23 protein-coding genes are annotated in these 24,436 nt (G+C 64.6%); 6 read left to right on the forward strand and 17 right to left on the reverse strand.

The window, feature by feature from the left end:
* Positions 1–548: 548 nt before the first annotated feature.
* The 5 genes from MRBLMD1_RS01675 to MRBLMD1_RS01695 form a co-directional block, all read right to left on the reverse strand.
* Entirely contained in the window at positions 549–2,666 is a 2,118-nt protein-coding gene (locus MRBLMD1_RS01675; RefSeq protein ID WP_364396937.1) for a beta strand repeat-containing protein, read from the reverse strand.
* Positions 2,663–3,154, reverse strand: a complete 492-nt coding sequence (locus MRBLMD1_RS01680) for a hypothetical protein (protein ID WP_364396940.1) — start codon at positions 3,152–3,154, stop codon at positions 2,663–2,665. The genes MRBLMD1_RS01675 and MRBLMD1_RS01680 overlap by 4 nt, the downstream gene beginning before the upstream one ends.
* 1 nt (position 3,155) lies before the next feature.
* Positions 3,156–4,292, reverse strand: a complete 1,137-nt coding sequence (locus MRBLMD1_RS01685) for a hypothetical protein (RefSeq protein ID WP_364396943.1) — start codon at positions 4,290–4,292, stop codon at positions 3,156–3,158.
* A gap of 76 nt (positions 4,293–4,368) precedes the next feature.
* Positions 4,369–4,821 carry a hypothetical protein gene (locus tag MRBLMD1_RS01690; RefSeq protein ID WP_224026811.1) on the reverse strand — a complete coding sequence of 151 codons (453 nt, stop codon included), beginning with the start codon at positions 4,819–4,821 and terminating at the stop codon, positions 4,369–4,371.
* Positions 4,822–5,189: 368 nt separating this feature from the next.
* Positions 5,190–5,651 (reverse strand): Lrp/AsnC family transcriptional regulator, encoded by a 462-nt coding sequence (locus MRBLMD1_RS01695; RefSeq protein ID WP_275179969.1) that lies wholly within the window; start codon positions 5,649–5,651, stop codon positions 5,190–5,192.
* A 160-nt stretch (positions 5,652–5,811) separates the two neighbouring features.
* Between MRBLMD1_RS01695 and pdhA the strand changes: the two genes are divergently transcribed.
* The 3 genes from pdhA to MRBLMD1_RS01710 are packed head-to-tail and all read left to right on the forward strand — an operon-like array spanning position 5,812 to position 9,742.
* Positions 5,812–7,038, forward strand: coding sequence for a pyruvate dehydrogenase (acetyl-transferring) E1 component subunit alpha (gene pdhA, locus MRBLMD1_RS01700; RefSeq protein WP_364396946.1), 1,227 nt, complete (start codon positions 5,812–5,814; stop codon positions 7,036–7,038).
* Positions 7,035–8,147, forward strand: coding sequence for an alpha-ketoacid dehydrogenase subunit beta (locus MRBLMD1_RS01705; protein WP_364396949.1), 1,113 nt, complete (start codon positions 7,035–7,037; stop codon positions 8,145–8,147). The genes pdhA and MRBLMD1_RS01705 overlap by 4 nt, the downstream gene beginning before the upstream one ends.
* A gap of 2 nt (positions 8,148–8,149) precedes the next feature.
* Positions 8,150–9,742 (forward strand): dihydrolipoamide acetyltransferase family protein, encoded by a 1,593-nt coding sequence (locus MRBLMD1_RS01710; protein WP_364396952.1) that lies wholly within the window; start codon positions 8,150–8,152, stop codon positions 9,740–9,742.
* A gap of 112 nt (positions 9,743–9,854) precedes the next feature.
* On the opposite strand, the gene MRBLMD1_RS01715 is transcribed toward MRBLMD1_RS01710, so the two are convergent.
* The 4 genes from MRBLMD1_RS01715 to MRBLMD1_RS01730 all read right to left on the reverse strand — a co-directional run bounded on the left by MRBLMD1_RS01715 (position 9,855) and on the right by MRBLMD1_RS01730 (position 13,337).
* On the reverse strand, positions 9,855–10,667 hold the full coding sequence (locus MRBLMD1_RS01715) for a polysaccharide deacetylase family protein (RefSeq protein WP_364396955.1): 813 nt from the start codon (positions 10,665–10,667) through the stop codon (positions 9,855–9,857).
* Positions 10,668–10,748: 81 nt separating this feature from the next.
* A complete protein-coding gene (locus MRBLMD1_RS01720) occupies positions 10,749–11,675 on the reverse strand; it encodes a glycoside hydrolase family 16 protein (protein WP_364396957.1) in 927 nt (308 codons plus the stop codon).
* A gap of 117 nt (positions 11,676–11,792) precedes the next feature.
* Positions 11,793–12,029 carry a helix-turn-helix domain-containing protein gene (locus MRBLMD1_RS01725; RefSeq protein WP_364396960.1) on the reverse strand — a complete coding sequence of 79 codons (237 nt, stop codon included), beginning with the start codon at positions 12,027–12,029 and terminating at the stop codon, positions 11,793–11,795.
* Between the two features lie 213 nt (positions 12,030–12,242).
* Positions 12,243–13,337: a glycosyltransferase family 2 protein gene (locus tag MRBLMD1_RS01730; protein WP_364396963.1), complete on the reverse strand. Its 1,095-nt coding sequence runs from the start codon at positions 13,335–13,337 to the stop codon at positions 12,243–12,245.
* A gap of 684 nt (positions 13,338–14,021) precedes the next feature.
* On the opposite strand from MRBLMD1_RS01730, the gene MRBLMD1_RS01735 reads away from it, so the two are divergent.
* A complete protein-coding gene (locus MRBLMD1_RS01735) occupies positions 14,022–14,165 on the forward strand; it encodes a hypothetical protein (RefSeq protein WP_364396966.1) in 144 nt (47 codons plus the stop codon).
* Positions 14,166–14,167: 2 nt separating this feature from the next.
* On the opposite strand, the gene MRBLMD1_RS01740 is transcribed toward MRBLMD1_RS01735, so the two are convergent.
* The 4 genes from MRBLMD1_RS01740 to MRBLMD1_RS01755 all read right to left on the reverse strand — a co-directional run bounded on the left by MRBLMD1_RS01740 (position 14,168) and on the right by MRBLMD1_RS01755 (position 17,529).
* Positions 14,168–15,250 (reverse strand): DUF1648 domain-containing protein, encoded by a 1,083-nt coding sequence (locus MRBLMD1_RS01740; RefSeq protein ID WP_364396968.1) that lies wholly within the window; start codon positions 15,248–15,250, stop codon positions 14,168–14,170.
* The gene (locus tag MRBLMD1_RS01745; protein WP_364396971.1) at positions 15,247–15,639 is read right to left on the reverse strand and encodes a GntR family transcriptional regulator; all 393 of its coding nucleotides are present in this window, start codon (positions 15,637–15,639) and stop codon (positions 15,247–15,249) included. The genes MRBLMD1_RS01740 and MRBLMD1_RS01745 overlap by 4 nt, the downstream gene beginning before the upstream one ends.
* Before the next feature lie 301 nt (positions 15,640–15,940).
* A complete protein-coding gene (locus MRBLMD1_RS01750) occupies positions 15,941–17,218 on the reverse strand; it encodes an RNA polymerase sigma factor (RefSeq protein ID WP_364396974.1) in 1,278 nt (425 codons plus the stop codon).
* The gene (locus MRBLMD1_RS01755; protein WP_364396977.1) at positions 17,194–17,529 is read right to left on the reverse strand and encodes a YciI family protein; all 336 of its coding nucleotides are present in this window, start codon (positions 17,527–17,529) and stop codon (positions 17,194–17,196) included. Before MRBLMD1_RS01755 ends, MRBLMD1_RS01750 begins: the two co-directional genes overlap by 25 nt.
* Positions 17,530–17,716: 187 nt before the next feature.
* Here MRBLMD1_RS01755 and MRBLMD1_RS01760 point away from each other — a divergent pair, with 187 nt between their 5' ends.
* Entirely contained in the window at positions 17,717–19,168 is a 1,452-nt protein-coding gene (locus tag MRBLMD1_RS01760; protein WP_364396980.1) for an FAD-dependent monooxygenase, read from the forward strand.
* A 328-nt stretch (positions 19,169–19,496) separates the two neighbouring features.
* Here MRBLMD1_RS01760 and MRBLMD1_RS01765 read toward each other — a convergent pair whose 3' ends face one another.
* The gene (locus tag MRBLMD1_RS01765) at positions 19,497–20,267 is read right to left on the reverse strand and encodes a GAF and ANTAR domain-containing protein (protein WP_364396983.1); all 771 of its coding nucleotides are present in this window, start codon (positions 20,265–20,267) and stop codon (positions 19,497–19,499) included.
* A 110-nt stretch (positions 20,268–20,377) separates the two neighbouring features.
* Between MRBLMD1_RS01765 and MRBLMD1_RS01770 the strand changes: the two genes are divergently transcribed.
* Entirely contained in the window at positions 20,378–21,556 is a 1,179-nt protein-coding gene (locus tag MRBLMD1_RS01770; protein ID WP_364396986.1) for an acyltransferase family protein, read from the forward strand.
* On the opposite strand, the gene MRBLMD1_RS01775 is transcribed toward MRBLMD1_RS01770, so the two are convergent.
* From MRBLMD1_RS01775 to MRBLMD1_RS01785, 3 genes are read right to left on the reverse strand one after another with little or no spacing between them, the layout of a single operon-like run.
* A complete protein-coding gene (locus MRBLMD1_RS01775; protein ID WP_364396989.1) occupies positions 21,553–22,335 on the reverse strand; it encodes a cation diffusion facilitator family transporter in 783 nt (260 codons plus the stop codon). The genes MRBLMD1_RS01770 and MRBLMD1_RS01775 overlap by 4 nt on opposite strands.
* The gene (locus MRBLMD1_RS01780) at positions 22,332–22,658 is read right to left on the reverse strand and encodes an ArsR/SmtB family transcription factor (RefSeq protein ID WP_275179743.1); all 327 of its coding nucleotides are present in this window, start codon (positions 22,656–22,658) and stop codon (positions 22,332–22,334) included. The genes MRBLMD1_RS01775 and MRBLMD1_RS01780 overlap by 4 nt, the downstream gene beginning before the upstream one ends.
* Positions 22,659–22,718: 60 nt before the next feature.
* Complete coding sequence (locus MRBLMD1_RS01785) at positions 22,719–24,257, reverse strand: LCP family protein (RefSeq protein ID WP_224026797.1); 1,539 nt, start codon at positions 24,255–24,257, stop codon at positions 22,719–22,721.
* Between the last annotated feature and the right edge of the window lie 179 nt (positions 24,258–24,436).

The following is a 24,436-nucleotide window of genomic DNA, read 5'->3' on the forward strand; positions in this document are numbered from 1 at the left end:
GCTTTATTCGAATCGACGCTGATCCGTTGCCTCCGCCGCCGGCCCCTGGTCCGTGGTGAACGTGGAATGGGTTGCCTGGCGGCGCCACTGGTGGTGCCGCCAGGCGTCTGAGACCATCGGCAGTAGCCGACGCGGGGTGCGGTTGACTGGGCCCCAGTACCCAGTTGCAGCAACGCTGCATTCCGTCCCCTTGGGCATCACTTTGCCCGGACCGCCTCAAGGGTGGGCTTGGATTTGCTCAAGAATGCATCAAGGTCGCCTCACTTTTCCCACGGCCGCCAACGCGGAAGGAGCCCTGTAGGTATGGCGGCAATCTGGATTGAAGTATTGATTACTGGTCACATCTGCGGGGCGGGCACCTACCGTTCTTTCATGCTGAAAATCGTGAAGCAGATCCTGCGATCCAAGCCAAAGTGCAGGTATTGCGGGATGGCCCTGCCCCCATCTCCATCGGCGGCATTTTGCTCCCGCCACTGCTATGACAGCTTCCAGTACTGGGGCGGCGGTTCCTCCCACGGATAAATGGCATCCTCCTGCGGCCCGGACCGTCAGAAACCTGAAGTTCCCCAGGTGCCCAGTCCAGGTACGGCCGCGTTGCCCGCCACGTCAGTGAGGTTCGACGACGGCGTATAGGAGGGCTGCCCCGCGGTCACATTCTGCAGGGTGCTGCCGTTGGCAGAGTTCCCGAGTTTGATGGTGAACGTCTTCGCAGTGGGGTTCCACGTAAGAGTGGACGCCCCACCGGATCCGTTACCGTTGGGCCCAAAGGTGGCTGTTGCCGAAACGTAGTTGCCGCCCAGTGAGATGTTGCCGATGTTGAGCCCCGTGCAGTCGGTCGTTGAGAAGCTGAGGGTGTCGTTCAGGTTGTTGTCAGACAGCGTTGCGATGCCGTTGAAGGTGGTGGCACCGCTGGTGCTGGTGCAGAATTTGGCCGGATCCAGGGCCTCGGAGTACGTGATGGTCAGGGTGTCGCCCTTGTCCGCGGAATTCTGCTTCGGCCCGCCGTTGGTGAGGACAACGCCTGTGACGGACGGCGCGGCGGTGTCCTTGGTGACAGTGGCGCTGACAGAAGCGGTGTTGCCCGCGGCGTCACTCGTAGTGGCTGTGACCGTCACCGTGACGATTGGATTGCTTGTTGAGGTGTCCCGGAGGCTGGAGAGGTCCAATGCGGGCGTGGTCCAGGCGGAGCCCGATGCGGTTGCCGGGACGCCCGTGGCCGAGTCGGTGACCGTGAGGTTCACGGTGGAACCGGAATCGGTGGTGCCGCTGCCCGGGTAGTTTTTCACGTTGCCCGAAAAGATCGTCGGCAGGGGATTGAGCTTTAGGGACAGCACGGTGTCCTTTGTGTCCGATGCAGTGACAGCGCTGCTGGTGTTGCCCGCAGGGTCGGCGACGTTGATGGTGTAGGTGATTGCCCCTTGGCCCAGTGTTCCCAGGTTCAGGTTCAGCGACCAGGCACCAGTTCCGGAAGCAGTGGCGGTGCCCGTGACAGGGGTGGTGCCGACGGTGTCGGCAGCGCTTACGGTCACCGTAGACCCGGCTTCGGCGCTGCCGGTGACGGGGACGGATAAGACGTTGCCCGTGTAGACGTAGGTGGGCACGCCCACGCCAGCCGCCGGGGACGGGGCGACGGTGTCCTTCGCGCTCGTGGCCGTTCTGACGGGGCCTGTGTTGCCGGCGGCATCCGTGGCGGTGACCGAATAGGTAACGGTGCCCTGGTCCAGGCTGGTCAGGTCAACTTTGACGGACCAGGAGCCCAGCGCAGCGGTGGCCGTCGCCGGCACTGAATGCCCGGCGCCATCTCTGGCTACGAGGTTGACCGTGGCCCCAGCTTCGGCGGTGCCGCTGACCGTCACCCCGGAAACCGTCGCCTGGCTTACGTAGGCGGGAACGGTGGTGAAGGCCGGAGCAGCCGGCGCCTGGGTATCGATCCTAACCGTCTGGCTCTGCGCGGACCCGGCGTTGCCCACCTTGTCCGTCGCGAAGTAGGACATAGTGTGCGTCCCGTCGCCGGTGACGGGGATGGTGGCGACGGCGCCGTTCACCGTCTGCTGCGCGCCGCCGTCGACCGCGTACGTTATGGAGGCGACGCCGGAACCGGACGTCCCGTCGTCGGCCGAGATGGTTACGGTGACGGGGCTGGTGTTGTTCCAGCCGGCCGCATTCGGGGTGGGCGAAACCGTGGCTGATGCTGTGGGCGCGGTGGCATCGCTGCTGATGCCGTTGCTGCGCGGGCTCTCGGCCCCGGTCCAGAGCGCGATGGCCGGGGTGACGGTGTAGTACCAGGTGCCGCCCGGGACGTTCTGCTCGGTGCAGGTGAGCGTGGTGACGGTTCCCGCGCAGCCGCCCGTGGCCGGGATGGCGGTCCCGCCGGTGGCTGCTGAGTAGCGGGCGACGGTGTAGCCGGTGGCGGGACGGCCGTTGACGGTGGTTCCGTTGGCCCAGGTGACGGTCAGGGACGTGTTGCTCGCGGTGACCGAGGGCTTGGAACCGGGTGAGAGCGCGTCGGCTGCGGCGATGGCGTTGTTGCTGCTGGTGGTGGAGGCCCAGAATGCGTAGGCCGCGGTGCCCGTGCCGAGCAGGAGCAGGACCGCGGTGATGATCCAGGCCAGCCTGCGGGATGGGCGGCCGGTGAAGAGGGACGCGTTGCGGATGGCGAGGCTCATTTCCGGACCTCCGCCGTGACGGGGAGGTTGAATGTTGCGCCCTGGCAGGCTGCGAGCGAGGTGGTATCCATGGCGGCCGCTCCGGGGAGGGTGATGAGTGCTGACGAATTAGCGGGAACGTATGTGGCGGGAGACAGCGGCGCGGCGGTCCCGGTAAAGCTGACGCCGGTGGTGGTGCAGCCGGGGTGCGACGGGTCGGCCGCCGCGGGGCCGTTGCCGGTCACGCTGTACACCTGCACCGAGTACGGGTTGGGGTTGGTCAGGCGGAGGACGACGTCGGCGCTGCCGCCAGGATAGAGAGCGGTCTTGGGGTTGTCGCTGGCGACGAGGGCGTCCACGGTGACGGCCTGCATGGTGGCGGCGGCCGCGGATCCTGCCCCTGTCCCGGACGCAGTCCAGTAGGCGTAGGCGGTTCCGGCGCCGGCGGTGGCCAGGAGCCCTGCGAGGGCAGCTGCCTTGAGGCCCCGGCCTCTGCTGGTGTTGGTCATCTCAGTTCCCCTGTCCTGATCCTGAGTAGCTGAGCTGGAGGGTGGCGCCTTTGCAGCCGTCCTGGTTGGTGGAGGTATCCAGCATTCCCACCCGCGGCCACGCAGTCTGGGCGACGTTGAGCCCTTGGAGCGAACCGCCCGTGGCCGGTACGGCCAGCGGGTAGGGGCCGCTGTACTGGGTGACGGTGAAGTCGGCCGGCGTGCAGGGCAGGTTGGCCGCCACGGCGGCCGCGCTCCGGGTGACGCCCGCGACGGCGACCGAGAGGTTGGTCAGCGACAGCGGCTTGTTGATGGGGTTGCTGATCTGCAGGTTCAGTCCGGCCGACGTGCCGGGGGACAGGGTTCCGGGGACGTTCCCGGAGATGCCGAACTGCTTGATGGTGGAGTCCAGGACCAACTGGACATTCGCGTAGGCGTACTGCGCCTTCCCGGAGGAGTCCTTGCCGGTGCCCACCAGGTACAGGCTGGAGGATCCTGTGGGGGAGGCGCTGATGGTGGCCACCTGGAGAGTGGTGGAGGTCCCGGTGGCCGGGCTGGGCGAGAACGACGCCGTTGCTCCCGCCGGCATTCCGCCCAGGACGCTGAAGGTGACGGGGCCGGTGAAGTTGTTGCGGCTGAGCTGCAGCGTGTAGACGGCGGTGGCTCCCGGCGGCATGCTGACGGAGTCAGGGGTGGCCGTCATCGAGAACGAGCTGGAGATCTTGTAGTTCACCGTGAGGCTGGCCGTCACGCTGCCGGAGACCTTGCCGCTTGCCGCGGTGATGGTGATGGAGCTGGTTCCCGCCGGTGTGGTCGCGGCGGTGGTGGCGTTCAGGGTGGCCGTTGCGCTGCTGCCGGAGTTGAGGGTGATGGACGACGGCGTGAAGGCACCCGCTGCCCCGGCCGGAAGTCCCGCGGCGGCCAGGTTGACTGCGCCGCTGAAGCCTCCAGTAGAGGTGGCCGTGACCGTGTAGGAGGCTGACTGGCCCTGCTGGACGGACTGGCTTGCGGGGGAGACCTGCACCGTAATGCCGGGCTTTGGATTGTTTGCCGCCGCAATCAGCGATCCGGCCCCCGCCAGCAGCAGCACCAGCGCCACCAGCGCTGCCTTGATACCGATCCGCCTGCGACGCCGCGCATGCCCGTCCTGCTCGTGCACCCTGTGCCCCTCTTTCTTCGGTGCAAATGACGGCAAGCCGGGGGCGGATTCGCACCGCCCCCGGCCCGCTGTTTGCCTAGTGGCTGGTGACCGCTACGGTGATCTTGGCGCCCTTGCAGAGATCCTGGTTTCCGGCAGTGTCAGCGAAGACCAGCTTGCCCGCACCGAGCGTCTCAGTGGCTCCGGCGGCGATAGTCGTGGTGTTGGTCGGCACCGAGGCAGTGATCCAGCTGGCGTCGCACCCGTTGTCAGCGCTGACCACGGCCTTGTCCAAGGTCACCGTGGTGCTTGAGGAATTCGGGTTGGTTGCGGTGTAGGTGATGTCCTCGGTGGCACCAGGCGTCAAACCGTCCGCAAAGGCTGCAGTGATCTTGATAGTGGACGTCGTGGTGCCGGACGAAGCGACAGCTGAACCGCCACCCGAACCGGTGGTGCTCCAGTAGGCGTATGCGGCGCCGCCGCCGGCTGCCAGCAGCGTCGCGGACAGGGCAACAGCGGCGATCTTGTTTTTCTTGGTCATTTTGCGCATGGAGAGACTCCTTGAATGTGTGGTTGAGAACCCGTTCCCCCATTGGTGGCTCCATCCAGGTGCCTTCCGGTGGATCGATGACCCAATATTTGCCGGAGCGAAAAGGAGCAACAACACGTACCGGTACTTGAGTTTCTGAAACCTCAAGAAGCCGGGTACTCGGTAAGCGCTGCCACTACCTGCGTTCTCCGCGCTGCAATTCCGTGGAAGATTCTTCCCACACCGTGCAGACTCAAGGCGGAAAGGGGCAATCCAAGTAGTAGTCCCCGCTGACTTCGGGTACTGCTATGGAGCGCTCACATTGAGGAAATCTTGCGCACCTGGAACATCAATTTCGGGAATAAGTACTGACCTGGGCGCTGAATTTTCTACCGCGTATCCACGTCCTCGAACACCAGGAACGTCTGCGTGTCCAGGACTCCAGGCATGGTCTGAAGTTGGTCGAAGATGACCCGGCGGAGGTCGATGTTGTCCACGGCCCGGACCAGCAGGATGACGTCGAAGTCGCCGCCCACCAGCGCGATGTGGTGCACCTCCGGGATGGCGCCCAGCTGGTCGCGGAGCTCACGCCAGGAATCCTGCTTCAGCTTCAGCGTCACGTAGGCCGAGGACTTCAGCCCCGCCTTGATGGGATCCACCAGCGCCGTAAACCGGGTCAGCACCCCGTCGCCGGTCAGCCGGGCGATCCGCGAGTACGCATGCGCCCGCGAGATGTGAACGTTTTCCGCCACTTGAGTGACGGACATCCGGCCGTCCCGGGTGAGCTCGGCAATGATGCGGCGGTCAATCTCGTCCAGCGGAACCTCGGCAGCAGCATCTTTGCCCGGCATTTTGTCCACGACTCCCGTCGGTAATCCACGTCACAGTTACAAATCGTCTCCCATAATAGGCAGTTCTGAGCAGCTTCTCCACGATTCGCGCAGGTGCTGGATACGAAACCTGCGTCAGGACAATACTGGGAGGGAATAGTGGCTACCGAAGGACGGACCAATGACGATCTCCGCAGACCACACCGCGCCGGACACCACCAGCACCGCAGCGCCAGACAATGCGCTGACGGAAGCTGTGAAGAAGTTCGGCATCACGGTGGAGGACTACATGCTCCCCGCCCGGCACCAGATCCAGATGGTGGACCCGGACGGCAGCCTGAAACCCAAGGGCGAGCAGGGCACCCAGCCCGGCCACGAATACCCCGTGCCCGGCGACAAGGAACTTCTCGCCGCGTACGAACAACTCGTCGTCGGCCGCCGCGTCAATGACCAAAACTCCGCCCTGGTCCGGCAGGGCCGCATGGCCGTCTATCCCTCCAGCCACGGCCAGGAAGCCTGCCAGGTGGCCGCCGCCCTGTGCCTGTCCGACGGCGACTGGATGTTCCCCACCTACCGCGATGCCGTGGCCGTGATGACCCGCGGCGTGGACCCCGTCCAGGTGATGACCATCTTCCGCGGTGACTGGCACGGCGGGTACGACCCCCTCAAGTACAAGGTGGGCATCCAGTGCACCCCGCTGACCACCCAGCTGCTGCACGCCGTCGGCGTTGCCCACGCCGCCAAGCTGCGCGGTGAGGACACTGTGGTGCTGGCCATGTGCGGCGATGGCGCCACCAGCGAAGGCGACTTCCACGAAGCCCTGAACTTCGCCGCCGTCTTCCACCTGCCGGTCATCTTCTTCGTCCAGAACAACAAGTACGCCATTTCGGTGCCGCTGGCACACCAGTCCGTGGCGCCGTCGCTCGCGCACAAGGCCGTGGGCTACGGCATGGCGGGCGAACGCGTGGACGGCAACGACGTGGTGGCACTCCTCGCCGTCCTGGACCGCGCCGTGAAACTGGCCCGGGAAGGCTCCGGCCCCCTGCTGGTGGAGGCCAACACGTACCGCATGCAGGCCCACACGAATGCCGACGACGACACCCGCTACCGGGAAAGCGCCGAGGTTGCGGAGTGGCGGGCCAAGGATCCGGTCAACCGGATGCGCACTTACCTGACGGACCGTGGGCTGCTGGACGACGACGGCGAGGCGAGGATCGCCGCGCACGCTGAGGCGGTTGCCGCGCAGCTGCGCGAGGGCCTTGGCGAGGACGTGCCCGTGGACCCGCAGGAGCTCTTCCGTCACGTGTTCGCGGTGCAGACCCCGCAGCTGAAGGAACAGTCCGCCATGCTCGCTGACGAGCTGGCCCGCGACGCAGCAGGCACTGATTCGAAGGAGGCCGGCAAGTGAGCCCCACCATCACCACCTCGTCCGAGGCCAACGGGAACGTTTCCGCCGCCACCGCCCGTGCGGCCGCCTCGGCAGCGGCGTCCGCGGAGGCCGCCGGCCCGCAGCCGGTCACCATGGCCAAGGCCCTCAACACGGCGCTCGCCGACGCCATGTCCGCGGACTCCTCCGTCCTGGTGTTCGGCGAGGACGTAGGGCTCCTGGGCGGCGTCTTCCGCATCACCGACGGCCTCACCGCCACGTTCGGCGAACAGCGCTGCTTCGACACCCCGCTGGCCGAGTCCGGGATCGTGGGCATGGCCGTGGGTATGGCCATCAACGGCATGCGGCCCGTCATCGAGATGCAGTTTGACGCGTTCGCCTACCCGGCGTTCGAGCAGATCGTCAGCCACGTGGCCAAGATGCACAACCGTACCCGCGGCATGGTCAAGCTGCCCATGGTGATCCGGATTCCGTACGGCGGCGGGATCGGGGGAGTGGAGCACCACTGCGACTCCTCCGAGTCCTACTACGCCCACACCGCCGGGCTGAAGGTCTACACCCCGGCCACCGTCGCGGACGGCTACCGCATGCTCCGCGAGGCCATCGACTCCGACGACCCGGTGGTCTTCATGGAGCCGAAGAAGATGTACTGGACCAAGGACTCAGTGGACTTGGGTGAGCTGCGGCGCCTTCATGAGGAAGGTACGACGGCGGGACGCACCTCGGAGGGGAGGGCCGCCGTCGCGCGTCCCGGCACTGACGCGACGCTGATTGCGTACGGTCCGTCCGTGCCTACTGCTTTGGCTGCCGCCGAGGCGGCGGCGTTGGAGGGGCGCTCGCTGGAAGTGATCGATGTGCGGACCATCGTCCCGTTCGACGATGAGACCGTATGCGAATCGGTGCGCAAGACCGGCCGCGCCGTGGTGATCGCGGAGGCGCATGGCTTCGCGTCCGTCTCCTCCGAGATCGTGGCCCGGGTGCAGGAGCGCTGCTTCCACTACCTGGCTGCACCGATCCGCCGCGTGACCGGGTTCGACGTCCCGTACCCGGCGCCCAAACTCGAGAAGTACTACCTGCCCGGCGTGGACCGCATCCTCGACGCCGTTGACGACCTTCAGTGGGAGAACTGACCATGAGCGAACCACGCGTATTTTTGCTGCCGGACCTGGGTGAGGGCCTCACCGAGGCTGAACTGGTGGCCTGGCATGTCTCTGTTGGTGATGAGATCGCCGTCGACCAGCCGATCGCCGAGGTGGAAACCGCCAAGTCCGCGGTGGAGGTGCCGTCTCCGTATGCCGGGATTGTGGCCGAGCTGCACGGGAAGCCGGGGGAGACCCTGGACGTAGGGAAGCCGCTGATCTCGGTGACGCCTCTGCCGGAACTGGTGCCTTCGGGAGGGGCCGCGGATGATGCCGCCCCCGCCCCTTCGCCGGGCAGCATTCGTCCTGCGGACGATGCTGCCGGCTCCGACAGCGGCACCGGACTTCCCAATGCTCGCAAGCTCGCATCGGGTCCCTCGTCCGGTTCCTTAGATGCCACTCCCGGGGCGGCATCATCCGCGTCGGCTGAGGCGGAAACGTACCGGGAGGAAGAAAAAGCTGGATCTGGAAATGTTTTGATCGGGTATGGAACTCCCGGCGGCCATGGCCAGGTGCGACGCACCCGTGCCCGGAAGTCTTCCGTGGCCGTGGCTGAGCCTGCCGAGACCACGCCGGTCAGCCTGTCCAAGGAAGACGAGCTTGCCCTCCTGCGTACCCGGGTGCCCGGAAAGCTTGGCGCCGTGATCTCTCCGCTGGTCCGTCGGATGGCGCGGGAGCATGGCGTGGATCTGGGGGACATTTCGGGTTCCGGTGACAGCGGACTGATCATGCGCCGTGACGTGGAGGCCGCCCTGCGGACAACCGCGCCTGCAGCCACACCGGCCGCAGCCCCGGTTGCCGGTCCGGGTGGAGCACCTGTGGAAGCACCGGTGCGTCCTGCTGAGTCCGCCGAAGCCCAGGGCCGCGACGCACGGACGGGTCTTGCCGTCGCGGCCCGCACGCCTGTCCGCGGCGTGCGCAAGGCCGTTGCCGCGAACATGGCCCGCAGCCGGTCCGAGATCCCGGAAGCAACGGTCTGGGTTGATGTGGACGCCACGGCCCTGATGGAGCTGCGCGAGGGGATGAAAGCCAGCGGTGTGGAGGTCCCGGGTTTGTTGGCTTTCATCGCACGGTTCGTCACGGCGGGGTTGAAGAAGTATCCGGAACTGAACACCCGCATTGAGACTGCCGACGACGGGTCGCAGGATATCGTGGCCTTCGACGGGATCAACCTGGGTTTCGCGGCGCAGACCGACCGCGGCCTGGTGGTGCCCTCCGTGCGCGGGGCCGAGAAGCTCAGCGCCAGGGAGCTGGATGCGGAGATCCGCCGGCTCACCCAGGTGGCGCGCGACGGCAAGGCGACCCCGGCTGAGCTGGGCAGCGGAACGTTCACGCTGAACAACTACGGCGTGTTCGGCGTCGATGGCTCAGCGGCGATCATCAACCACCCGGAGGTGGGCATCCTCGGCGTGGGCCGGATCATCGACAAGCCGTGGGTGGTCAACGGGGAGCTGGCCGTCCGCAAGGTCACCGAGCTGACCCTGACCTTCGACCACCGGGTCTGCGATGGCGGCACGGCCGGGGGCTTCCTCCGCTTCGTGGCCGATGCCATCGAAAACCCCACGTCCCTCCTGGCGGACATCTAGGGGTGTAGACAAATGATTGAGCTACTTGTTGGAACGTTGAAGCGCTGTGCGTCACATAAAGCACTCTGGCGGTCGCATACGAAGTCCCCGATTGAGCATGCCAAAACGGGAGTCATTGCGGAGGCTGACGGTCACTCCCAATGAGTTGAAAGGTGGATTCTTCGAGGCCTTGAGCCACTGTCACAGCAGCTAAACCGCTGTTTCTTATAGCTAGCATTTGGTCCCTGAATGTGGCGGTATCAATGTGAAAAACTCCGCCGTTCCTGTTTTCACCTACCTCGTGGTAGACCAATATTAACCAGTAGCCGTTAGCTTTTGCGCTCTCTATCCAACCTCTGACCAAGTCAGACGGCGTGTGCGCCAGGACATTTTGCCCGACCAGCCTGTAGCGATTGAATCCGGCCTTGGTGTTGAATCCGCTGTCTGTTGTGCGTTGCGAGCCGTAGTAGCGTTTCGCTGCCCCAATTGTGAGATCGTCGTACTCACCGAAGGGAGCAGCGAAGTTGGCTGCGACTGTTGGCCCGAACATACGGCGCAGAGTGGTCCTGCTGTCAGCCAGTTCTACGTTGCGCTCCGCTGCGGACAGAGTGGGCATATGAGGGTGGGTTTGGGAATGCGAACCGATCTCATCCCCCTGATCTTCGAGGGTGCGTATCTGTTCATGCGTCATACATGCTGGGTCAGCGTCAACACAACCTGAAGTGATGTAGTAGGTGGCCGGTATGTCCGTTTCTCGCAGTACTGGGTGAGCGTTGACGTATTGGCTAACCCATCCATCGTCGAAGGTTACACTCACCAGCCCTCGTGAGAAGCCTCCGTTGCCCGGAAAACTGGGGTGTTTCCCAACCTCGGTCGCAGTGCCGGAGGGCGATCCAAGCGCGATGAGAGGAACCAAGATAAAGGAGAATACAAGCTGGCGCCTCACTGGCTGTGCTCCTTATGGTGTGTGTACGAACTTTAGGGGGAAGAAACCTCTGTCCAGCCTTTGGCGATCTATATGCCATATTCATCTTGAGGAAGGAATGAAAGAAAAGTCTCGAACGACGACAGTTTCTGGTTTTACCGTGTCCGGATTGCCCCCACCTCCGTCGATTACCCACAAATTAAAATGGACAGCTTCTTTGGAGGGCTGAGGCACGGTTGGCCCGTCCAGTACAGTGCGCCGGACTAAACGATGGCTTGAAGTCTCACCGGCGTATGTCTCAAATGTGAGCTTTCCAGGTTCCCACACCATTTTGTGAGTGAGGATGAGGCTATCGAAGACCTCAAAATCAACTTTCCGGTTTCCCTCGCCGTTAGGCTTCGTAGCGTCGAGCCAGTATCCGTGTCCCTGTGTTACGGGCCAGGACACACCGTAAGTTCCACCTCCCCCCCAAGCGGAAGCCTCGCAAAGGTCTATCTCGGTGTATCCGGGGATCACATCTGGGTCGTAGGTATACATACAGCCCCATACCACCTCTTTTTGCAGCTGATTTATGTTCTTCTCAACCGTCACGGTATATGTTCCATAGCCGAATCCTCGGCGCGTAGATCGGAACTCTGCAGCGGTGGGCGACTTGCCAGACGAATTAGTAATCTTGAGCGAAATGAAGCCCTTTGCGTCAGGATCGCCCACATTATTTGCGTCGAAACGTTCATTGTATTGTGGTGGACCATTCCAGTCCCTTTTCTTCCAGTTGAACCCTTTCCACGTAAAATCCCCAGCGGGCCCAGGGTTTGCTGCCACTTGTTGCCCCCCTGGAGAGCCTGCGGCGTGCAGAGCCCCGATGACCAAAAGTGTTGCTGCTCCAACAGTTACGACAACCTGTGCGGCCACGCGTGGTGCGCTGGCAGCGCAGGCAAGGGCAAGTGATTTCGATCTGCGGCGCAGCCGTTGTACAAGGTCTAAGAACCCGGTTGCAGGCAGTTGAAGTTTCATATGTTCCTTAGACATCTCAAGAAATATGATGTATATATTTCGAGCAGTGATAGCGCCTGGGACTGGGGAAGGACGCTGTAGCGCGTTTCGCTCTGAGCGGGGGCGCGCCGGAGTGGCATCGGCGGTGCATCCCTAGCGTTCATCAAAGCGGCGGGTCGATGATCGATGAGTATTTTCGGAGATACTTGAGTGGGCAATGTACTGGTCCACCGCGATCTCCGGCACGCGATAAGACCGTCCAAACCGAAAGGCATGAATTCTATTTGCTTGTACCAAGCGATACACCGTGGCCGTGGAAAGTCGCGTCACAGAAGCAACTTCTGCAATAGTCAGCAACCGGGGATGGCCTTGCTTCCCTTCTGAATCCACCTGAATCAACTCCTGACTCGGCTGACGCGGAGGAACATCTGAATGAATTCAGCCTTCCTTTCTTGGGACTATGCGCCAGACAGCAGTGGTTGCTGCGAAAATAGCGAATCCTGCCAGAACTGCCCAAAAGGCGTCGGCGCCGCTGGCCATGATGGCTCCAGATGCTGAGACGCTCCCTGCGCTCAGTGCGGAAGTTGGGTTGTTGTACATGACTCACCAGACTTTCTTGGTTTTCAGCACGCTATCCAGGTATGCGCGTGCATGAGTTGCCTGTAGGAATAGGTCGTACGGAAGCTCGTACATTGTGGCTGCGAGAACCCTTCGCCAGAGCCCCTTGTCTTTCAAGGTCACAGCCCTTTCGACTACAAAGATCCCAGTGACTGCCAGCCAGAACGGAAGGACGACAATAGCGCCCGTGAAGGCAAGGGACCAGATAAGGGAGCCGATGTAGGCCGCCGTCACAAGAACTCCAGCGATGCTTAGAGCCTGCCGCCACCAGTAGGGTGCCGTGACGCGAGTAAATCCGTATTGAACACAGTTTTCAACAGCTCCCCGCTTCCAGCGCAGGCGCTGGGCCCACAACTGCGACCAGGTCGTCATTGCATCGGTTATGAGCAAACAGTCTTTTGGCGCGGAAATCCGCATTCCCATCGTCATGACTGCGAAGCTCAGCTCGTTGTCTTCGGTTAGGACCGTTGTGTCGTACACGCCACCATTACTGTCGCCAGGTGGCAACGTCCCCTGTATTCGGGCTGCACTGATTCTTCGCAATGTCCCCGCACGAAACATTGCTGCCGTCCCGGTTACCACTAAGCACTTTCCCTGAAGACGACGAACATCACGGGCATATCGTGCGTACTCGTTATCCTGGAGATGTACCAGGAAACGCGTCATAGGTGATGCGTCCTTGACGCATGGGACCGCCCTGAATGTTCCCCCAACTGCACCTAAGCCCTTGTCCGCGAACAGGTGTCTGGCAGCGTTCTGGACGAAGTCGTCGTTCAAAATGCTGTCCGCATCTTGAACGAGGATGACATCGTCATCTTGCAGACCGGGAAGTAGAACAGCGAGTGCCTGGTTGAGCGCTCCAGCTTTCTTATGTTGGTTCCCGGATGTTTCCATGACAACGACCTTGGGGTGATGTAAGGCTCCAATTGCGGCAACGGTTCCGTCAGTGCAGTTGTCTGCCACAACGACGATTTCGTTCGGGGGCACCGTTTGCTTGAGCAAGCCGCGGATAGCGGCGACGATAAGCGCCTCTTCGTTGTGAGCAGGAACCAGGGCGACAATGCGGCTTCCGTTAGGCATGTGCTTATACATAGAGGCGGTGCAGGCTCGGTCCGTGGCACTGCCACGCAACAGGTGGGCTTGCCATCGGCGCAAGCACCCTATTGGCTTCAGTGGAACTACATAAGGAACTTACTTTCAACCCGTAGCGGCTTGCCGGACAATGAAATCCAGTGCCTAGCGAGACAACCTTTCGGTAATTAGGCATGATGCTCCTCTAAAGTGCGTGAGTTAAAGTTCCCCGCGGCTTGAGGAATACTTTCGATTTAAGCCTTTGCGGGATGATAAACAGCTCTGTTTTTTCACACCCTGGCGATGAAAGCTACGTGCCCGTCTGCTGACGGCCTCGTCGAATGGGAATAACTTAGGCCGAGTGGTCAATCAAGGGAATATCGGCTGGCTACCTGTCTTGGAAATTAGGGGGTGTGGGCTGCCTACCTGTCTTGGAAATTAGGGGATGTTCAGCTTGGGATGTTCACTGAGTAGATTGAAGTGATTGGTGAACATCAGGAACCGTGTGGAGATACTGGTGCAGGGGCGTTTCATGGGGCTGGTGCGCAACGGGAGTTTCTCGAAATTCGACGGATTGCAGCAATTCAGAAAGTTCAGGCAAGTGAAATTAGGGGTCACAGCAGGTATCCCTCGGGCGAACTTGCCGCGCGACCCCGGCTTCCATCAGGGAAATCCGGAACAAGTTACGACTACATGAACGCAACCTTCTTCAGCGGAGCCACCGAAAATAACGTCGGAATCATGATGGCCGAAGGTTGGCTGCTGAGCGTCCACCGTGACAGCGCAGTGTGTGACGGCCGCTTCCGCCGTTTCGAGGCGGATGCCGCCGCTGTATGACCTCAGCCGCCGAAGCGAAGGGCAAGCACCAAGCCGATCAGCGCAACCACTCCAGCCAGCAACATCGAGGCCCTGGGGTTCCCGAAGTTCAATGTCCATCCAATGCCGAACCGGCGGGGCACCAGCAGCGCCGGGTCCTCCCGGTTGACGTAGATCAGACCGCCGCGCCAATACCTGTCATCGTCGCGGTGGGTCAGGCCCGTGTCCTCCCCATTTTCGCTGCGGTCCCTGTTGTTCCTGGCCAGGACCGCAACGGTTGCAGCCACGGAAGCCAGGACCGGGATCACGATCACCAGCGGCGCCCACCGGGTCACCGTTCCGGTCCACATCAGCAGTGACGAGCCCAACAGGCCCAGATCAATCATGGCCACCAGTCCGAGCAGGGCCTTGGCGCCCAATGTCATATAGTGCCGGGCCCAGCGCGAGGATCCCATGGGGCGCGCCGGGTCGAGGTCGGGCCTGCTGCGGACGATGGCCGCCGCAATGCCCGCCAGGAATGCTGTGAGGCCCAGCTGCAGGAAGACCAGGGAAAAGGCCGCCCCCACCGACTTCGCTTCCATCCTGTTGGGGACACCGTTGGCGCCAAAGTGCACGGCGAGGGTCTGGGGCATGGACGGGTACATCAGGATGCCAATCACGGCGGTGGAGGCCGTGATGACCGCGGCCGGTGCCAACCAGAGCCAGGGGAACCGCGGGGGATTGGTCCTTAGTTCCGTGTCCACGGCGATGCCCTGGTGCAGGCCTTCGAACCAGCCGCCGGCAAGCTTCGCTGACCGGATCTCCTGGTGGGCCAGAAAGAAGCAGCCGTACCAGGTGGCCACCAGCACCAGTACCGACAACGGCAGCAGCAGGGGTTGCCCGGTCACCGCCACGCTGATCACGCCGGCTGCCGCAATGATGCCCCCGCAGATCAGGACGCGCCGCCGGTACAAGTGCGCCTGCCCGGTGATGACCGGATCGGCGGCATACCGGGACGGGATCCGGACTCCGAAGGGGATGGTGTTGCTGGTGACGGACGGCAGCACCAATGCCAGCAGGAGAACCAACCCCAGCAGTACAAAGCCCAGAACGGCGGAAACAATCATCGCGTGTCCTCCTGATCCGCGGCACCAAATGAATCGAGCAGGGTCCGGCAGGCCTGGAGCACGTCGTCGGCGGGCATTCCGCGGGCCACGGCCTCCGCCAGGAGCGTCCTGGCCCTCGCGGTCCAGTCGGACGGAAGGAGCTGGTCGGTGGCCGCCGCGGTCACTACAGCCCCAGTACCGCGGCTGAGACGGATCAGCCCCTCCTGGCGAAGGAGATCGTAGGCCTTGTTGACGGTGTGGAAGTTGATGCCGAAATCGGCGGCGAGCGTCCGGGTGGGCGGCAGCGGGCTGCCTTCGGTCAGTGCGCCGTGTGCGATTGCTTCCACGATCTGGTCCCGGATCTGCTGGTAGATCGGCAGATCAGCAGCCAGATCGACGTTCAGGATCAACGCCCTTCACCTTCTTACCTTTGTTCTATTAGTTATAGAACAAAGGAGCCGCGGTCGCCAGACCTCTTTCCAGCGCCCAGCCCACCGCCGTCGTGCTTTATTTTCTTGATTAGGGTCTTTACGCACTGGCAGCAGCTTATTAAAGTGGAACGCGTCATAGTCCGGATGGGCGCCGGGGGCGTCCGGGAAGGGGGATTGCGCATCACCGCTGACCGATATCAGAAGACAAATGACTACTACGTTGAAGGCCCCTCCTAGGAGGGGCCTTCCCTTTGTTGTGTAACAGGCTCCTTACCGGGCGCTAACCAGTCAGTTCGTCTAACTGGCCATGGAGGAACCGGCGTTCAGCGTCGTTGTCCGTGAGGATCAGCGCCTCCTCGAACGCCACCCGTGCCTCCTCCGGGCGGCCAAGCCGGACCAGGAAATCCCCGCGTGCGGCAGCCAGATACGGGTAGCGGGCCAGCTGAGGGTCGCCTCCCAGGACGTCAAGTTCCGCCAGGCCATCCGCGTAACCCACCGCGAACCCCAGGGCGATGGCGCGGTTGAGCCGGACCACCGGGGACGGCCACCTGTCCATGAGCAAGTCGTAGAGACCCAGGATTTCCTGCCAGTCGGTGTCCAGCCAGGACGGGCTCTCGTCATGCACGGCTGCGATCGCCGCCATGAGGGCGAAACGCCCCGGAGGCCGTCCGGCAAGTGACTCCCGCAGGAGCGCCACGCCTTCCGCGATGGCCTGCCGGTCCCACTTGGACCGGTCCTGGTTCTCCAGGAGAACCACGTCATGCTGGTCATCGACCCGAGCGTCCGTGCGGGCCCCGGTGAGCAGGACCAGGGCCAGGAGTCCGGCCACGTCGCGGTCCCCGGGCAGCAGGACGCGCAGCATCCTGGCCAATTCCAGCCCGCGGTCGGCGAGGTCCCGGCGCATCAGGTCAGCGCCCGACGGAGCGGTGTGCCCGGTGGTGTACACCAGGTACACCACCGACAGCACGCCATCCAGCCGCCCGGGCAGCTCGCCTGCCGGCGGCACCCGGTACGGGATATTGGCCGCCGCGATCTTCTTCTTGGCACGGGTGATGCGGGCCGCCATCGTGGCGTCGGGGACGAGGAACGCCCGTGCCACCTCGGCCGTGGACAGCCCGCACAGCAGCCGCAGCGTCAGGGCCACCCGGGCGTCGAGTGCCAGGGCTGGATGGCAGCAGGTGAAGATGAGCCGGAGCCGGTCGTCGGTGACCTCTTCGGGCGCCATGTCCGGCAGGCCGCCGTCGTCATCCTCCCGCCCAAGCAGCTTGGGCAGCGCCCGTTGCGCTGTGGCCGCACGCCGCTGCATGTCCAGGGCCCGCCGTCGTGCCGCCACCGTGAGCCACGCCCCCGGGTTCCGGGGAATGCCGCTCGTTCCCCAGGTGGCCAACGCGCTGGCGTACGCCTCCTGGACGGCTTCCTCGGCGGCATCGATGCTGCCGGCAGCACGGACGGTGGCCGCCAGGACGAAGGCCCATTCACGGCGGTGCGCGTCAGCGACCGCCGCGGCAACCTCCGGGCTGGCGGCCTCCGGCATCAGTTCGCCACCCGTACGGGCCACACCTCAACTCCGACGCCGGCCGGAACTTCCATGGCGATCTCAAGCGCCTCATCGAGGTCAGCTGCCTCGATGAGGTAATAGCCGCCCAGGGTTTCCTTCGACTCGGCGAACGGGCCGTCCGTGACCAGGAACCCGCCGGCCCCGTCGCGGCGGACTGACGTCGCCGTGGAGGAGGGATGCAGGGCTGCGCCGCCGAGCAGGGACGCGCCGCGCCGTTGCTGGAACTCCTGATAGCTGGCGCTGATGGATTCCCCTTCGGCCTGCCGGGCCACGGCCTCGTCCTGGTAGATCAGGATCAAATACTTGGACATGTCATGCTCCTTTGCCGTTTGTGCAGAGCCCCTTCACCGGGCTCCTACCCATACGACGTGCACGGGACGCACAAATCGACAACAGCACGCAAAATCTCCCCGCATTTCCAAGGTACCTCGCAGTGGGGGCCTTGCCGCAAGGCCCCCGCCCGGCCGCATACTGGCCGTCGAACAGAACGGGGACGGTATGCATGATGCGGTGATTGTGGGCTGCGGGCCCACGGGGTTGATGCTGGCGGGGGAGCTGCGGCTGGCGGGAGTGGACGCGGTTGTCCTGGAGCGCCGGGCCTCCCAGGAGCTGGCCGGCTCGCGCGGCGGCGGAATCCATTCGCGCACTATTGAGCTGCTGGACCAGCGCGGCATCGCGGAGCGCTTCCTCGCCGCGGGGAAGACTGTCCAGACGGCCTCCTTCGGCAACACACAGCTGGACCTGGGCGGGCTGCCCACGCGCCACCCCTACACGCTGGCGTTGTTCCAGAACCACATCGAGCGGCTGCTGCTGGCGTGGGTGGAGGAGCTGGGCGTGGAGATCCGGCGCGGCGTGGAGGTCACCGGAGTTTCGGCGGACGACGACGGCGTGGAGGTCCAGCTTGCCGCCGGCGGACCTGTGCGTGCCCGCTACGTCGTGGGTGCCGACGGCGGCCGCAGCATGGTGCGGCGGGCGGCGGGCATTCCGATGGTGGGTCCGGACGCGACGCGGAGCAGCCTGATCGCGGAGGTGGAGGTGGCGGGGGAACCCGTTCAGCAGGGGAAGGTGGACGGGCGCGGTATTCATGGGCTGTACCCGATGGGCGGCGGTGTGGTCCGGGTGGTGGTGACCGAAGGCTCCCTCGGCCCGGCCACCGAGCCGACCCTGGCGGAGCTGCGCCAGGCACTGACGGACGTGTTCGGCACCGACTTCGGGGTCCACAGCCCCACGTGGCTGTCGCGCTTCACGGACGCCACCCGGCAATCGGAGTCCTACCGGAAGGGCCGGGTGCTGCTGGCCGGTGATGCCGCCCATGTCCATTCACCCACGGGCGGGCTGGGCATCGGCCTGGGGCTGCAGGACGCCGTCAACCTGGGCTGGAAGCTGGGGCAGGTGCTGCAGGGCATCTCCGGCGCCGGGCTGCTGGACACCTACCACGCGGAGCGCCACCCGGCGGGGGAGCGGGCGCTCAAGTACACCATGGCCCAGTCCCTCTTTCAGAAGTCCGATCCGCGGCAGGAAGCCCTGCGCGACCTGCTCGGCGAGGTGCTCCGCGTTGACGGTGCGGGAGCTCCGATCGCGGCACTCATCACCGGGCTCGACGTCGCCTACGACCTGGGTCCGGGCCACCCGCTGCTGGGCCGCCGGATGCCGGACCTGGACATCACCACTGGCGCCGGGCCGGCCAGGGTGTACGGGTTACTGCACCGGGGCCGTCCGGTGCTGCTGGAATTCGGTGGCCCGGGGCTGGAACCTGGCGCATGGGCCAAATACGTGCAGCATGTCAAGGCAACGTACGACGGCGCGTGGCAGCTTCCCGTGCTGGGCGCGGTTGCCCCGCCAACGGCAGTCCTGGTCCGGCCCGACGGCTACGTGGCCTGGGTGGGCGAGGGATCAGCGGACGGGCTCACCGAGGCCCTCGGCACGTGGTTCGGCAAATTGGGGCGGTGAAGCGTTCATGAGCCATCCGGGCGCCACGGATGCATTAATCGCAGGAAGTTGAGCAAAAACTGCGGGACCGCACCCTATTGCCCGGCGGCACGGGTTTGTTAGGCTGATCCCCGGGTCAGGCAGACGGCCCATCTGTTGCTGCCTAAGGAACCCTTCTCCACCGCCACCCCGACTCGCTCCGGGCCGCTGGCCAACCATTCCCAGGCATGTGACCGTCCGTGAAGCCGACGCGGATGTGGCCCAGGGTATCCAATTTTCGGGGGTGGGCCACATCCCGTCTTACACTCCGGGGACCAGCAGCGTCGCTGGCCCCCGGGCCACGGACTCTTCAGTCGTCGAAGTGGGCCTTCGCATCCTTGCGGCCTGAGAAGCGGTTCACCAGTCCCTCGGCGAGCTCGTTGAGCTTTTGGTTCCTGCTGTTGGAGGCGCTGCGGAGGACGTCGAACGCTTCGTCCTTGGTGCACTTGTTTTGCGCCATGATGATCCCGCAGGCCAGGTCGATGACGGTCCTGGTGTCCATCGCGGCTTTCAGGTTGTCGGCGCGCTGCTCCGCTGATGCGATCCGCACGGCCAGCCGGAGCGCCTTGCCCGCCATGTCGCCGAACCTCGCCGCGTCGGCGACCGCCCGCTCACTGAAGAGTCCGCTGACGGGAGCAAAGAAATCGAGGACCGCGCCGGCGTCGTTATCCAGTTTCATGGGTACGCCCAGCGAGCTGGCGACGCCCGCGGCGGAAAGCGCCGTGCGGTACTCAGGCCACCGCGGGTCCGAGGACACGTCATCCAGCAGGACAGGAACCCCGGTTTCGAGGGCCTCGATGCAGGGCCCGTCTCCCAGCGATTGTTCAATCCGGTCCAGCACCACGGCCCTGCTGCTGCTGCCGCCGATGGTGGCGGTGCGTTTGCGGCGGTGCAGGGTAACGGCGCACTCGATGGGCTCTCCCGTGGTGCTGGTCATGGTGGCCGCCGCATATCCGGTGAGGTCGTCGAGGACGGATTTGATGTCCTCCATTCCGGCGATGAGGTCCACAAGCTCTTCGAGGTCTTCTGCCATGTCCTGGTCCACCATGCCTTCAATGTAGAAGCGGCGGCCAGCCTCCACAAGGGCGCTCTGGACCCTCTCTTGCCAGCCGCCGCCCAGCTGCCGTACAGCGCAGTTATGGAAACGTTATATATGCTTGCTTAGTGGTTTTGAGGTCAAGCAGCGCAAATTTGTCAGCACCAGCAGGTCCGGCGGCGCCCGGAACAGGGCTCCTCGCCGGGCGCAAGCATGCCCTGGACGGGCTCCGGATCATCGCCGTTGCCGGCGTGTTTTTCTTCCATACGGCAACCGAGTCCATGCCGGGTGGCTCCATCGGCGTGGACGTGTTCTTCACGCTCAGCGGCTTTGTGATCACGCTGCTGATCATGAAGGAACGGATCGCCACCGGCAGGCTGCACCTGGGCATCTTCTACGCCAAGCGCCTGGCCCGCCTCTGGCCGGCGCTGTTGACCCTTTGCGCTGTGATCGTGGCGGCAGGCGTCGTGTTTCCCGACTCAGGCTGGGGCGGGCAGGCGGGGTTTGTCCTACCCGCTGCCGGCTACGTGATGAACCTGGCGCACTTTGGCATGTTCGGCGACTCCATTGCCGGCGAAACCCTGGGCCCCACGTGGACGCTGGCCGTGGAGGAGCAGTTCTACCTGGTGTGGCCGCTGCTGTTGCTGGTGATGCTCCGGTTCTGGAAGGTCCGCACCACAGCCATCGCCACCGTGGCCCTGGCCGCAGGCTTCGTGCTGAACCGGTTCCTGCTGGTCAACGCGGGCAAGCCGCTGGACCGCATCTACAACGGCCCGGACACCCGGGCCGACGAACTGCTGATCGGCTGCGCGCTGGCGCTGCTGTTCACCGCGGTGCGGCAGGGTTCCCGGCTGCACAACGCCATGGCATCGGTGGCCCGCTGGGGTGCCCCGCTTGCCGGCCTGGCCCTGGTGGCCGCGCTGTTCCTGCTGAAGGAGCCCGATACCCCCGGAGCCTGGTTCAACACGTTCTGGACGGTGGGCCCCACGGCGCTCGCGCTGATCTCGGCCGTCTTGATCGGCTCGCTGGTCCTGCAGCCTGCCGGTTTCCTGTCGCGCATCCTCAGCCATCCCTGGCTGGCCCGCCCGGGCCGCGATCTTTCCTACGCCATGTACCTCTGGCACCTGCCGGTCTACCTGCTGCTGATGCCCCTCATCCCGGCCCTTCCGCTCCGCATCGCCCTGACCGCAGCCTTCACCGTGCTGCTGGCGTACGCGTCCTTCCGCTTCGTTGAGCGGCCGCTCCGGCTCTGGGCGAACCGGAAGCTGGAGCCCGCCGTCGTGCCTTCCTCCGCCGGCCCTTCCCGGGCATCCGTAGGGGCGTCAGCAGGCTAAGTGCCGCTGGTCCTCTGTCCGCTGCCTGAAAACCCGTCTTTCCTGAAGGTTGGCAGGCCCAGGGGCTGTCCGACGGCAGAAGCGGACGCGGGACTGGACGCGGAGCAGCCCGGGCAGCAGCCCGTACTTTCTTCCAACGCGTCCACGCGGGGCGGAACAGCGCAGCAGGAGTCCCCGCGCCAGGCGTTGATGCCTTCACGGACGGCAATGGCGGCGATGACAAGTGCTGCTCCGGCGTCGGCCCACCACCAGCCCAGGCTGCTGTTCAGGACCAGGCCCACCAGCAGCACTGCGGAGAGGTACGTGCACAACAGCGTCTGCTTGGAGTCCGCTACAGCCGTCCTGGAGCCAAGTTCCCGCCCGGCACGGCGCTGCGCCCAGGACAGGATGGGCATGATGGCCAGGCTCAATGCCGCAATGATGATGCCCGGCACCGAATGCTGCGCTTCCCCGGCCCCGACCAACGACCGGATGGCATCCACCGCCACGAAGGCGGCCAGGGCGAAGAAGGAAACGGCGATGATTCGCAGCGTCAGATGCTCGCGCCGCTCGGGGTCCTTGGCAGAGAACTGCCAGGACAGCGCCACGGCGGAGGCCACTTCGATCACGGAATCCAGGCCGAAGCCGATCAGCGCGGAGGAATCAGCCGCGCCGCCGGCCCACAGTGCCACGATGGCCTCAATGATGTTGTAGGTGATGGTGGCTGCTGCCAAGAGCCTGATCCGCCGGGTCAGAATCCGCCGGCGATCCGTGCTGGGTTCAGTAGGTGCCCCGGTCACGCCAGGCACTCCCCGTCAGGCGCGCAGCACGCAGGGTCAACAGCCAGGACAACGTTCAGCAGGTCCTTGATGGCATGACCGATCCGCGCGTCCGCCAGCTCGTACCGGCTCCGCCGCCCATCCGGCACGGCAACCACCAGGCCGCAGCCACGCAGGCAGGTGAGGTGGTTGGACATGCTTTGGCGGGACACCTTCAGGCTGTCCGCCAGGTCCGAGGGATAGGACGGCGACTCTGCAAGAGCCAACAGCACCCGCGCACGGGTGGGGTCCGAGACCGCATAGCCGAAGCGGGCCAGCACGGGCGCATGGGTGAGTGTCTGCATCCTCCCAAAGTACAGCCGTTGCTGTATTCAGGCAAAAATGGATCCCTTGCGTGGGCTGGTTTAGTAGCCGGTGGGGTTGGCTGACTGGCAGGTCTGGTCGCTGCCGGTCTGCGCCACCACGCTGCCGGAGGAGTCAGCGGACGACGGCGGTGCAGCGGGCTTGTCGCCGGTGGCAAAGTCCGTGCCGGCGTACAGCTGCACGCCCTGGATGTTCGCCACCTGCTGGACGCTGGTGGCCGGCAGGCCGAACAGTGCTGCCACATCGGCAGCGACGTCCTCGAACCCGGCGGAGTAATAGACCATGGTCTGGCTCTGCGCCTGGGCCTGCAACTTGGTCAGTTTGGTGAAACCGGCATCCGAGAGCAGGCCGGCAATCGCGTTGCTCCGGCCCGTGACCCCGGTGCCGTTGGCGATGGAGACCGGCTGCAGCGACTTGTCGTAGGCCGGGGCGGCGGGTGTTGCGGGCGTCTCCGTGGGCGCCTCGGGGGCAGGCTGGCTCAGGTCCGGGCTGTTGCGCAGGGCGGCGAAGAAGTTGGACGCCGCCGGTTCATCGAGGGTCAGCCGGTTGGGGTCCTGCGGCGACGGCACCGTGGGGGTGGTAATGAAGTTGATGTTGGCTGGATCGATGTTCTTCAGCCGGTTGGCGATGGTGAGCAGCGACGGGATGGAGGACAATCCCGAATCGACCGTCAGGTTCTTGGTGATGGTATCGGCGATGGTCAGCGTCTTCTGCGGGTTGCCCAGGGTTCCCTCGGACTTGAGCTTGCGGCTCAGTGAGGCCAGGAAGCCCTGCTGGGCCTGGATGCGGCCCAGGTCTCCGCCGTTGGCGAAGGCGTGCCGGGTGCGCAGGAACGCCAGCGCCTGGTCGCCCTGCACCTGGGACTTGCCAGCGGGCAGCGTCAGGTGCGAATCGGGATCGTTGACGGCGGCGGTGACGCAGACCTCCACGCCGCCCACTGCGTTGGAGAGCTCCTTCACGGCGTTGAAGTCAGCCATCATGAAGTGGTCCACTTCCAGGCCCGTGAGCTTGTTCACCGTGTCGACGGCGCAGCCGATGCCGGCCTGGGCCATGGCGCTGTTGATCATGGCGCTCTTCTGCTCGGGATACTTCTGGTTGGTCTTGGAATCCGTGCACGCGGGCACGTCCACCAGCAGGTCACGGGGGAAACTGATGACGTTGACGTGCTTGTTGTCCGCCGAGATATCCAGCAGCATCATCACGTCCGACTGCCCGTAGCCGGAGGACTGGTCCGCCGTGCCGAACTGGCTGTTGTTGCCTTCCCGCGTGTCTGAGCCCAGCACCAAAATCTGCAGACGGTCGGTGCTGTCATTCACGGCGCCCTCGGTGCGCTGGCCGCCGGCGGTCAGCTCCGAGGTGCTGATGTTGGACTGCAGGCGCCAAGCCCAGTAGCCGCCGAACGCCAGGACGCCCAGGAGCAGCACCGACACCAGTGCGGTGACGGCCTTGACCCAGCGCGGGGCACGGCGGAAGGGGCGACGGCGGCGGGAACTGGCCGCGTACAGCTCGCCTTGGCCTGGGTAGGCGGCGGGGCTGGCGGCTTCCTGTTCCGGGCCGGGGGATTTTTTGGAACCGAACACGACAAAATGACCTTCGGGAGGGGACAGGTTTCCGCTACGCTACACGCCCAAGCTGGCAATTCGCCCAGAACACTTGGGCTGGCGGGTGTCCCGGTGCCGTGCACCGGGCGCAGGGGCGTACTCTTTCTTCTCGGCGGTACCCGCCCCGGAGGTGGGCCCGGCCATGGGGGAAGCCCTGG

This window comes from Pseudarthrobacter sp. LMD1-1-1.1 (assembly GCF_040676255.1).
GTDB lineage: Bacteria > Actinomycetota > Actinomycetes > Actinomycetales > Micrococcaceae > Arthrobacter.